At 40.3% G+C, this 12,184-nt stretch carries 8 protein-coding genes; 5 read left to right on the forward strand and 3 right to left on the reverse strand.

The features are described 5' to 3' along the window. The first annotated feature begins 522 nt into the window (after window positions 1-522). Window positions 523-1,380 carry an N-acetylmuramoyl-L-alanine amidase gene (locus ACPEH5_RS15535; RefSeq protein ID WP_042848535.1) on the forward strand — a complete coding sequence of 286 codons (858 nt, stop codon included), beginning with the start codon at window positions 523-525 and terminating at the stop codon, window positions 1,378-1,380. Between the two features lie 89 nt (window positions 1,381-1,469). Here the strand turns inward: ACPEH5_RS15535 and iclR are convergent, their stop codons facing one another. Continuing rightward, window positions 1,470-2,300, reverse strand: a complete 831-nt coding sequence (gene iclR, locus ACPEH5_RS15540; RefSeq protein ID WP_042848533.1) for a glyoxylate bypass operon transcriptional repressor IclR — start codon at window positions 2,298-2,300, stop codon at window positions 1,470-1,472. A 202-nt stretch (window positions 2,301-2,502) separates the two neighbouring features. Here iclR and metH point away from each other — a divergent pair, with 202 nt between their 5' ends. The 3 genes from metH to ACPEH5_RS15555 all read left to right on the forward strand — a co-directional run bounded on the left by metH (window position 2,503) and on the right by ACPEH5_RS15555 (window position 8,483). Then, window positions 2,503-6,186 carry a methionine synthase gene (gene metH, locus ACPEH5_RS15545; protein WP_166686091.1) on the forward strand — a complete coding sequence of 1,228 codons (3,684 nt, stop codon included), beginning with the start codon at window positions 2,503-2,505 and terminating at the stop codon, window positions 6,184-6,186. Between the two features lie 67 nt (window positions 6,187-6,253). Beyond that, window positions 6,254-6,844 (forward strand): hypothetical protein, encoded by a 591-nt coding sequence (locus ACPEH5_RS15550; protein ID WP_173424840.1) that lies wholly within the window; start codon window positions 6,254-6,256, stop codon window positions 6,842-6,844. Window positions 6,845-7,019: 175 nt separating this feature from the next. Continuing rightward, window positions 7,020-8,483: an SEL1-like repeat protein gene (locus ACPEH5_RS15555; protein WP_129466969.1), complete on the forward strand. Its 1,464-nt coding sequence runs from the start codon at window positions 7,020-7,022 to the stop codon at window positions 8,481-8,483. 52 nt (window positions 8,484-8,535) lie between these two features. Here the strand turns inward: ACPEH5_RS15555 and lysC are convergent, their stop codons facing one another. Beyond that, the gene (gene lysC, locus ACPEH5_RS15560) at window positions 8,536-9,912 is read right to left on the reverse strand and encodes a lysine-sensitive aspartokinase 3 (protein ID WP_042848527.1); all 1,377 of its coding nucleotides are present in this window, start codon (window positions 9,910-9,912) and stop codon (window positions 8,536-8,538) included. A 40-nt stretch (window positions 9,913-9,952) separates the two neighbouring features. After that, window positions 9,953-10,114, reverse strand: a complete 162-nt coding sequence (locus ACPEH5_RS15565; RefSeq protein WP_155405749.1) for a hypothetical protein — start codon at window positions 10,112-10,114, stop codon at window positions 9,953-9,955. A gap of 231 nt (window positions 10,115-10,345) precedes the next feature. On the opposite strand from ACPEH5_RS15565, the gene pgi reads away from it, so the two are divergent. Next, window positions 10,346-11,992 carry a glucose-6-phosphate isomerase gene (pgi, locus tag ACPEH5_RS15570; RefSeq protein ID WP_272663749.1) on the forward strand — a complete coding sequence of 549 codons (1,647 nt, stop codon included), beginning with the start codon at window positions 10,346-10,348 and terminating at the stop codon, window positions 11,990-11,992. Window positions 11,993-12,184: the final 192 nt, after the last annotated feature.

Raw genomic sequence — 12,184 nt, forward strand, 5'->3', positions numbered from 1 at the left:
TATTATTAGAAAAGTATTAAACTTAAAAAACATGCTTTGAATCATAATTTTAATTTATAGGAAATAACCAATTAATTTGACTAATCTCCTTTGGCACTATTTATTGTGGTAATTACTTAAAGGAAAAAACTGATTTTAAAATAAATTCTATAAATGTAAATAATCAATTGTATTTTTAAATTGAATTTTTATGATTTTATATATGGTTAGGGAAGGGGTTGTAGCTAACTGATTATTATAGATAAAATATAGTGCTATTGATCAATAAACCTTTTCAGTTTCAGTAAAGGGCTTAAAAGGTTTAACGTGAATATTCATGTGCATTTTATCAAATTTCTTATTTATAAGTAACCTTTATTATTATACATAACTAGTTGTTATTTATTTTATATTATTACTTTTTATCTTGAACCCTGCGTTTTTTCCTACTTTTTTTCTTTAAGATGTCATTATTTAATAGTGTTCCCTATAACATTATGCTTAAATAAAACTTAACTAATTATGAGTTAAGGTTATGGTTTTATGTTCAAATATATAGGGATATTATTTGTGTTTTTGCTTGTTGGTTGCTCGATTTCAGCATCTAATAAAGGCTACTACCTTGATAATCGTTACCCATCAAGAAATACGAGTGAACGGATTCAATATATTATTTTACACTACACTGTTTCTAATGATGCACGTTCGATAGAGCTTTTAACAAAAGGGAATGTGAGTTCACACTATCTTATTCCCAGTAAACCTGAATTTAAATACGGTAAACCAGTTGTATTACAATTGGTACCCGAACAGCTAAAAGCTTGGCATGCTGGTTATAGTCGTTGGCAACATCAAAAAGGTTTGAATGACACTTCCATCGGTATTGAGATAGTAAATCCCGGTCTTCAAGAAAATAGCCTTGGGAACCAAACTTGGGTACCTTTTAATGAATCGCAGATTGTTGCATTGATTCCATTAGTTCAAGATATTATGCAACGGTATAATATACCGCCTGAAAATATTATCGGTCATAGCGATATTGCACCATTACGTAAACAAGATCCAGGTAGGGCATTTCCATGGCAGCGTCTTGCTCAGCAAGGAATTGGTGCATGGCCTGATGCTAAAACAGTTAGTAAATACTTAGCGGGGCGAAATGCTAACGAACCCGCTAATGTGTTACGTGTTCAAAAGGCTCTGAAATTTTATGGTTATTCGGCGATCCCTCTATCTGGCGAGTTGGATGACCAAACCAAAAAGACATTGCGTGCCTTTCAGCTGCACTTTCGTCAGCGGGATATTGAAGGGTTAGCCGATGCAGAAACAGAGGCAATTGCGTTAGCCTTAATTGAAAAATATCGAGATATGGAAAATTTCAAATTATTTGAGCAAACGGAGTAGTTATAAATATAAGCTACATAATGGTTAACATTGCTGATGAGTATAATAAAAGTGAAATGAGGTTTGGGCCTCATTTCACTTTTTGTCATTTAACGGTTTGCGCCGTACTCACGGCTAATTTCTTTTGCAGCCTTGATAACCATCGCACCTAATTCAGTAATGCGGTCATCTGTAATACGTGATAACGGCCCTGAAATAGAAATAGCAGCAAAGGCTTCTTTATGTTCATCATAAATACAGGCACCAATGCACCTTAAGCCTAAAGCATGCTCTTCATCATCATAGGAAAACCCTTGTTTTTTAGCTTGTTGCAAGTTTTCTTTTAAGGCTGATGGGTTAGTTAACGTGTATGGAGTATAGGCATGTAACCCTTTGCGGCTTAAAAGAGGGATTAGCTTTTCTTCGGGTAAGTTTGCAATAAACGCCTTACCGGCTCCAGAGGCGTGTAAAGGCAGTTTCCCGCCAATAGGTGCTGACATCCTCATTAATGCGTTGCATTGCACTTGATCGACAATAACAGCATCATATTCCGAGTGGTCGAGGATAGCTAAATTGACGGTTTCCCCTGACCCATCCATTAAACGGCGTAATATAGGGTGAACCAACGCTAATAAATTACGACTTTCTAAAAAGCTACTTCCAATAATAAAGGCATGAGATGCAATAACCCATAAGCCAAGATCGCCCGTTTGGCGCACAAAACCATGCTGTTCTAATGTCATCAACAGTCGATGTGTCGTTGAATTTGGTAAGCCAGCTTGTAATGCAAGGTCAGTGAGTGCAATGCCACCGGTGGATTCAGAAATGTATTCCAACAGTGTCAGCCCACGACTTAATGATTGAACTTGCCCCGCAGCGGTAGCTCCACTTGCTGGCCCTTTTGCTTTTTTTATCTTTTTAGTAATTGGTGCCGTTGCCATTAAGTCTCTCCTGACGGTAATTTTGTTTCTATTATGTACTATCTCACCTAAAAATACTCATCGGATCAGTTGAAAGACCGATTTTATGCAACCTGAAAAACTCTCATCATAACAGCGAATTTTCGAGTTAAAAGTTGTGATAGGATGTTATAAGTAAAAATTTGACTTATTTCTCAGTGTTCCATTTTAGGAGGGCAGTGCAGTGTCCGAAAAAATTAATCAATTAGAACAAGAATTAAAAAAACGTATATTGGTATTAGATGGTGCAATGGGAACAATGATCCAACAACATAAGTTGTCGGAAGAACAATTTCGTGGGGATAGGTTTGCTGACTGGCCCTGTGATGTGAAAGGTAATAATGACTTATTAGTACTAACACAGCCTGAGATTATTAGAGATATACATCATCAATATTTTGCAGCAGGTGCAGATATCGTTGAGACAAACACCTTTAACTCCACGCCTATTGCGATGGCTGACTATAAAATGGAAGCCATTTCCGATGAAATTAATGAAACTGCTGCACGTATTGCGCGCGAATGTGCCGATGAATGGACACGGAAAACGCCAGAGCAGCCTCGCTATGTGGCGGGTGTTTTAGGCCCAACCAATCGTACGGCTTCTATTTCTCCGGATGTAAATGACCCTGCTTATAGAAATGTTACTTTTGATCAACTTGTTGAAGCTTACAGGGGATCTACACGATCTTTAGTTAAAGGTGGGGTCGATCTAATTATGATCGAAACTATTTTTGATACCTTAAATGCTAAAGCGGCGATTTTTGCAGTTGAAACAGAATTAGACGCGCTAGGTGTTTCGCTGCCTATTATGATTTCAGGCACTATTACTGATGCATCTGGGCGTACTTTATCGGGGCAAACGACAGAAGCATTTTATAACTCATTGCGTCACGCGGCCCCACTTTCATTTGGTTTGAATTGTGCACTGGGTCCTGATGAACTTCGTCAGTATGTTTCAGAGCTATCAAGAATTGCTGAGTGTTATGTCAGCGCTCACCCAAATGCCGGCCTGCCAAATGCATTTGGTGAGTATGACCTTGATGCACAAAATATGGCTGAACAAATTCATGAATGGGCAACAGCAGGTTTTTTAAATATCGTCGGTGGGTGTTGTGGCACAACACCATTACATATTAAAAAAATGGCGGAAGCGGTGAAAGGGGTGATGCCGCGTCAGTTACCTGAATTGCCTGTTGAATGTCGTTTATCAGGTTTAGAACCATTGAATATCAGCAAACAGTCACTGTTTGTAAATGTTGGGGAAAGAACGAACGTAACGGGTTCAGCAAAATTCAAAAGGCTGATTAAAGAGGAAAACTATTTAGAAGCGTTAGATGTGGCGCGCCAACAAGTGGAAAGCGGTGCTCAAATCATCGATATAAATATGGATGAGGGGATGCTGGATTCCCAAGCTGCTATGGTACGTTTTCTGAATTTAATCGCGGGTGAACCTGATATTGCTCGTGTTCCTATTATGATTGATTCTTCAAAATGGGAAGTCATCGAAGCTGGGCTTAAGTGTATACAAGGTAAGGGAATTGTTAACTCTATCTCCATGAAAGAGGGGGTTGAAACCTTTGTCGAACACGCCAAACTGCTGCGTAAATACGGGGCTGCGGTGGTTGTTATGGCCTTCGATGAGGTAGGGCAAGCCGATACACGTGAGCGTAAAATTGAGATTTGCCGACGCGCCTATCAGGTGTTGACCGAAGAGGTTGGCTTTCCCCCTGAAGATATCATTTTCGACCCAAATATTTTTGCTGTCGCGACAGGGATTGAAGAGCATAATAATTATGCTGTTGATTTTATTGATGTTTGTAAGGATATTAAACAACAACTACCACATGCCATGATATCCGGTGGGGTATCGAATGTTTCCTTCTCTTTCAGGGGGAACGACCCAGTCCGTGAAGCTATCCACGCCGTTTTCTTGTACTACGCCATTCGTAATGGAATGGATATGGGGATCGTGAATGCAGGGCAATTAGCCATTTATGACGACCTACCCGCTGAGTTGAAAGATGCAGTTGAAGATGTGGTATTAAATCGCCGTAATGATAGTACTGAGCGGTTACTGGAATTAGCGGAAAAATACCGCGGGGCTGGTGCTCAAGAACAGCAAATCCAACAGGCGGAATGGCGAGGTTGGGACGTAGAAAAACGCCTTGAATATTCGCTTGTTAAGGGGATCACTGAATTTATCATTCAAGATACAGAAGAAACTCGCCAACGTGCATCAAGCCCCATCGAGGTTATTGAAGGCCCGCTGATGAACGGGATGAATGTTGTGGGGGATCTGTTTGGTGAAGGAAAAATGTTTTTACCACAAGTGGTGAAATCTGCCCGGGTGATGAAACAAGCAGTTGCGTATTTAGAACCGTATATTCAAGAACTTAAACAATCGGGAAGTAGTGCTGGTAAAGTGTTGTTAGCAACAGTCAAAGGGGATGTTCACGACATTGGTAAAAATATTGTTGGCGTAGTGCTTCAGTGTAATAACTATGAAATCATCGACTTAGGCGTGATGGTGCCATGCGAAACAATTTTAAAAACGGCACGTGAGCAAAATGTCGACATTATCGGCCTGTCAGGCTTGATAACGCCATCCCTTGATGAAATGGTTCATGTGGCAAAAGAGATGGAAAGACAAGGCTTTACGTTGCCGTTATTGATTGGGGGGGCAACAACGTCGAAAGCACATACCGCAGTGAAAATTGAACCTAACTACAGTGGACCAACCACGTACGTCCAAAATGCATCACGTACTGTTGGTGTGGTTTCAGCGTTATTGTCTGATACTCAAAAAGCAGATTTTGTTGAGCGTACTCGCCGTGAATATGACACGGTACGTTTACAACATGGGCGTAGACGACCAAAAACACCACCAGTCACTCTTGATATTGCCCGAGCCAATAAGGTGAAAATTGATTGGTCTAATTATCAGCCGCCGGTGCCGAAATTTTTGGGTATTCAAGAGGTCAATGCATCAATAACAACCTTACGTGAATATATTGACTGGACGCCATTTTTTATGACGTGGTCGCTCGCTGGGAAGTACCCACGTATCTTAGACGACGAAGTCGTGGGGTCAGAAGCACGTAAATTATTGAATGATGCTAACGCGATGTTAGATAAGCTCGAAAAAGAACGTTTACTGACACCAAAAGGTATTTTTGGCTTATTCCCCGCGAACTGTGTTGGTGACGATGTTGAAATCTATACAGACGAAACACGCCATCATGTGCAAGCAGTGAGTTTGAACCTACGTCAGCAAACCTTAAAGACGGATTTCCCGAATTATTGTTTATCTGATTTTGTGGCACCTAAAGACAGTGGTAAAGCCGATTATATCGGTGCATTTGCTGTTACTGGTGGTTTAGAAGAGGATGCGCTGGCGGATGAATACGAAAAACAGCATGATGATTATAATAAAATTATGGTTAAAGCGCTGGCGGATAGGCTTGCTGAGGCATTTGCTGAATTTTTACATCAACAGGTTCGTATGCAGTATTGGGGTTATGCGAAAGATGAAAATTTAAGTAATGACGAGTTGATCCGTGAAAATTACCAAGGTATTCGGCCTGCACCGGGCTATCCAGCTTGCCCTGAGCACACAGAAAAAGAGAAGATTTGGCAGCTATTAGATGTTGAAAACCAAGTGGGAATGAAACTCACTAGTTCATATGCGATGTGGCCTGGGGCATCTGTATCAGGTTGGTATTTTAGTCATCCAGATAGCAAATATTTTGCAGTGGCTCAATTACAGAAAGACCAAATTGAAGATTATTCAAAACGTAAGGGGCTGTCGGTGACGGAACTTGAGCGTTGGTTAGCACCTAATTTAGGCTATGACCCAGAAGATTAATAAAACAGTGTATTGATTTTTCAGGTGTTCGGCACCATCTTATGGGTAAAGACATTAAAGGGGTCTAATGATGAGCTATGAATTTATTATTGAAAATGAACTGCCGCATTCAGTGGCATTTCCTTATCAGATCCAAAACAGTGCGGCGCCTGAAACATTTCTCATGAGCGAAGATGCGGTCAGTGCGATGATGAGTATCTTACAAATTATGGACAAACTCGATACGGATGAGTCCCTTGATGAGCACTGTTTTAACCAAATTTGGCTAAAAAGCGAGTTAACACCGGCGCGTGCAGAAGAAATTTATTTATTTCTGGAAGAGCGTTTAGCCGTAGAACCAGTGCCTTCACAAGACGAAATAGCTGCATTTCATCAAGCACAACTAGATGAAAACAAACTGTTATCGCAAGAAAGTAGTAAAGAAGGCATGATCCCAGTCCATAAATTTTCTACCAATGATGGTTGGTTGGTCACGACTAAAGAATGTGAATGGATAGCTGAAGTTTTCGCCCCAGAATTAGTGAGTGAAAACCACTTTGTTGTGTCGCAAATTTCTGAGTTATGCAAAATTAGTCACCAAAAACTGGAACATTTACTGATTGAGTGGGGTAAATTTAATTTATTTGCCAGTAAACATGGTGGTTACCGCGTTAATTAAGCCTTTGATAGGTTAATCTTTGGTTTAGGTAGTGGCCGTTTTAGCGATGAATGAACACTACCTAAATTTTTCGACGAAATTTCTTCCTAATAGCGTTTTTTCAGCTTGAATCCCTTATGAATTTTTTATTGGAATGTTATGTTAATAACATAACGCCAATGAATGGGTAATGGTGATGAAATTACGGTATTTATTTCTAGCAGTGTGTTTGAGCACCGCGTCTTTGGCTCAAGCGACTTCGGAAGCTCCTTCTACAAAAAATAAGCCGCTAGAAACCGCAAGTCAGGCCAACGATGTCGTATTTCCTGATGATTTTAAAGCTAAATTAAAATCTGCTAAGGAAGGGGATGTCGATGCGATGGTGGATGTCGGGCTAGCCTATATGGATGGAACCGATTTTTTGCAGAGCAATGATCAGGAAGCTTATCGCTGGTTTAAAAAAGTTTCTGATTTAGATAATACAGATGGCGATTATTATTTAGGTATGCTGCTGCAAAATCAAAAAAAATTTAAACAAGCGGAGTACTGGTATCGCCGAGGCGCTGAAAAAGGGGATGCTTATTGCCAATATGCCATGGGGTATTTATATGAACATGGTGTAGGAGTTGAGCAAAACTATCAGCAGGCTAAAGCGTGGTATTCAGAGGCTGCGGAGCAAGAGCATGCAAATGCACAGTTTGCTATGGGGTTATTTTATCATGATGGGCTTGGTGGCGAAGTTGATTATTCAAAGGCTCGTGAATGGTATGAAAGAAGTGCGGTAAATAATGTTGCAGCGGCGGTTAATAACCTTGCTGTTATGTATGAAAACGGTGACGGGGTAGAGCAGGATGATGATACGGCCGTTTACTTGTATCGACAAGCCGCAAATATGGGTTCAGCAATTGCGCAAGTCAATATGGGCGATTTTTATCAGGAAGGCCATAACTCGATTGAGAAAAATAGTTATCAAGCCATGTATTGGTATAAAAGGGCTGCGCAGCAAAACAATGCTTCGGCGCAACTGGCTATTGCAAAAGTTTATGAGCTTGGCAATGGGGTAACTAAAGACTTAGCTGAAGCATTCACATGGTATGAACGAGCTGCACAAAACAAATCATTTGAAGCAGGAATGAAGGTCGCTGAGTTTTATGAGAAAGGGTTAGGTGGCATTCAAAAGAACCCTGTAAAGGCAGTAGAATTGTATCAAAATTTAGCCAATCAGGATTATAACGCAGCACAAATTAAGCTCGCCAAATTATATTTGGCTGGTGAATGGAAAGAAGCCGATGTTACGCAAATTGCAAATTGGTTAATACTGGCACAAGGGGATAGCATTGAGGCGAAAAACCAATTAGCAATTTTCTATTTAACGGGGACTGGCGTTGCGCAAAACTCGTTAAAGGCCCGAGAGCTTTTGGAAAATGCGGCATTTAAGAAAAACAGTGATGCACAGAATAACCTTGCTGTAATGTATGCTCGTGGCGAAGGGGGAGAAAAAAATATCTTCCGTGCAGTCATGTGGTTTGAGCGCGCAGTCGAACTCGGTAATGCCACTGCCAAACATAATTTAGTACTATTACAGCAGAACAAAGGTGTGAAAGCCGCAATGTTAAAGTACACTGACAGTGTTAAAACAAAAAATAAGTCAACTGATTGAATAAGAAGGCGATTATGAATATCGCCTTCTTTGTTTTAGAGCGGTAGTTTGGTTACTCGAATAAATTACTATGTAATGTACGAACGATATTTTCAGCATCGTCACCGGGAACCAGTAAACAAATATTGTGGCTACTGGCCCCGTAGCTGATCATGCGAATATTGAAAGATTCTAAAGCACCAAAGATTTGTTTCCCTAACCCATTTACTTGCGATAATTCATTACCGATGATGGCCACTAAGGCTAAGTTTTCTTCAACTTCAACACGGCATAGAGCCGAAAGCTCAGTCATCAGTGCATTAGTTAGCAAACTGCCATTTGTCCCTGTTGAACCGGTTGTATCTAAGGTTAGAGCGACACTCACTTCGGAAGTTGTGATTAAATCTACCGAGATATTATGACGTAGTAAAATCGTAAATATTTCAGCTAAAAAACCACGTGCATGTAGCATTTTTAGGCTATGCAGAGTTAATAATGTTTGTTTACGGCGTAGCGCTAATGCCCTGAATTGTGGTGGGTTACTGGTTTTATCAGAAACAATGGTGCCACCTGCTTCTGGGGCTTTACTTGAACCAACGAAAACCGGGATACCAGCACGTACAGCGGGGAGCAGTGTTGCCGGATGCAAAATTTTTGCCCCAAAGGTTGCCATTTCAGCAGCTTCATCGAATGCTATTTCATCAATACGCTGTGCATTTGGCACGACCCGTGGGTCAGTAGAGTAAATACCTGGAACGTCAGTCCAAATATCAACGCGAGATAAGCTTAGGACTTCAGCTAGCAGTGCAGCGGTATAATCACTCCCACCACGCCCAAGTGTTGTTGTACGGCCTTTTGGATCACGGCCAATAAACCCTTGGGTAATAACTACCGATTCTGCTAAGCGAGGTAACAGCTGTTGTTCTGCAAGGGTTTTCAACTGCTCCAACTCAGGTTCTGCACGACCAAAACTTTCATTGGTTCTCATGACTTTACGGACATCAAACCATTGTGATTCGGTATTGCGCTGGCGGAGGACTTCTACGAATAATAGGGTCGACATTAATTCACCATGACTAACCATTTCATCCGTCAATGCGTCAGAAGTGGCGAGAGACGCGGAATCAGCTAAATGAGCGATATTATCAAGTAATCGATTGATTTCTTCACGGATCACATCAGCAGTTTGCAGATTATCAATAATCGCATATTGGATATCTTTAACTTTTTTCAGTAGCTCATTGCGTTTATCAATATCACAACCTTCAGCGAGTTCTATTAGCAAATTAGTGACTCCAGCGGAGGCAGAAAGCACAACGACTCGAACATTTGGATTAGAAAGAATGATATTGGCACTATTGTTCATTGCCTCAAAGTTCGCGACACTAGTGCCGCCAAATTTTGCGATAACAAACTGACTGTTGTCTGATAAAGACGCTACTGTATTCATGGTATCGATCCCTGTCGTTAAACTATATTTTTATATAGATTTATCGGGTAATTAGCGTTGCGTCAATCAAGAATCGAAGTAAATCAGTAATTCTAATGATAGGTAATTCATTATCGGTTTTCTCAATATACTCGTCATCCTTCAAGCTGCATGGGTGTTGACTGCGCTCAGATAGCCGAATCACATACTTTTGTATGCTCATCGGTCTATCTTCCCTTGTCGCCTACATGCAACTCGAATGATTTAGCGTGTACTCGCTACTGTTAAAGTTAAATGACATTGAAAGTGCGTATTTCAGTGAAAGAGTTAATTATGTCTGGAAAAGTGCCGTGGAATTGGGGAATATCAACATAACGCAGAAAACCGATAAGTCTCGTATCTTTGACGAGGTACAATATATTTATATTTTAAATTATTTTGGAGAGTGTTATCCATGAAAAGTATTAATCCAAGCCAAACGGCTGCATGGCGGGCGCTAGAACAACATTTTGCGCAAATGAAGGATGTTCATATGCGTGACTTGTTTGCGCAGGATAAAGACCGCTTTACTCATTTTTCGGCAACGTTCGATGGTCAAATCTTAGTGGATTTCTCCAAAAATAGAATTACACAAGAAACATTAGATAACCTGTTAGCGTTAGCAAAAGAAACTGAGCTAGAAAGCGCTATCAAGAGCATGTTCAGTGGTGAAAAAATCAACCGTACCGAAGACCGAGCGGTGTTACATACGGCTTTACGTAACCGTGATAACACACCGATTTATGTTGATGGTAAAGATGTAATGCCAGATGTTAATGCTGTATTAGAAAAAATGCAGAAATTTAGCGAGCGCATTATTCGCGGAGAGTGGAAAGGTTATACAGGTAAAGCGATAACAGATGTTGTTAATATCGGTATTGGTGGTTCTGATCTTGGGCCATTTATGGTTACAGAAGCATTGCGTCCATATAAAAACCATTTAAATATGCATTTTGTTTCTAATGTGGATGGCACACAAATTGCGGAAACGCTGAAGAAACTGAACCCTGAAACGACATTATTTTTAATTGCATCAAAAACGTTTACGACCCAAGAGACCATGACAAATGCGCATTCAGCACGTGAATGGTTATTGGCTACCGCAAAAGACGAACAGCATATTGCCAAACACTTTGTGGCACTATCAACGAATAGTGAAGAAGTCGCTAAGTTTGGTATTGATACTAATAATATGTTTGAGTTTTGGGATTGGGTTGGAGGCCGTTACTCTTTATGGTCAGCAATTGGCTTATCGATTATTTTATCCGTGGGTTTTGACAATTTCATTCAGTTATTGAATGGTGCCCATGCTATGGATAAACATTTCACCCAAACACCACTAGAAAAAAACATCCCTGTACTGTTAGGTTTGATTGGCATTTGGTACAACAATTTTTTTGAATCAGAAACTGAAGCGATTCTGCCATACGACCAATATATGCACCGTTTTGCAGCGTACTTCCAGCAAGGCAATATGGAATCAAATGGTAAGTATATAGGCCGAGATGGAAAACCAGTTTCATACCAAACGGGCCCAATTATTTGGGGGGAGCCAGGAACCAACGGTCAACACGCTTTTTATCAGTTGATTCACCAAGGGACAAAAATGATCCCTTGTGACTTTATTGCGCCTGCGGTGACCCATAACCCGTTAGGCGATCACCATGAAAAATTATTATCTAACTTTTTTGCGCAAACTGAAGCGCTAGCTTTTGGAAAAACTCGTGAAGTTGTTGATGCGGAATTTGCTGCGCAAGGTAAAAATGTCTCTGACATGGAATATGTGGCACCGTATAAGGTATTCGAAGGTAACCGCCCAACCAACTCAATCTTATTGAAATCAATTACCCCTTATTCACTGGGGGCATTGATCGCAATGTATGAACATAAGATTTTCACGCAAGGGGCGATTTTGAATATCTTCACTTTCGATCAATGGGGTGTGGAATTAGGAAAACAATTAGCCAGCCGTATTTTGCCTGAGTTAGAAAATAGCGAAACAGTCAATAGCCATGATAGTTCGACTAATGGTTTGATTAATAACTATAAAGCTTGGCGTTAACCTTTCTTATTACGTCATATCACTGTCTTATGAAGAAAAAGCGGGAAGCTGTAAAAACTTCCCGCTTTATTGAGATAATGAATGACGGAGACTTGCCTAATAAATTCTTATTATTACGATGTTAATAAATTTTATTATCGTTTATAACTCGTTAGTAATTAAAAATTTATTCACTATTTTTTTACATTTTGT

Source organism: Providencia sp. NPDC089933 (assembly GCF_049545585.1).
GTDB lineage: Bacteria > Pseudomonadota > Gammaproteobacteria > Enterobacterales > Enterobacteriaceae > Providencia > Providencia huashanensis.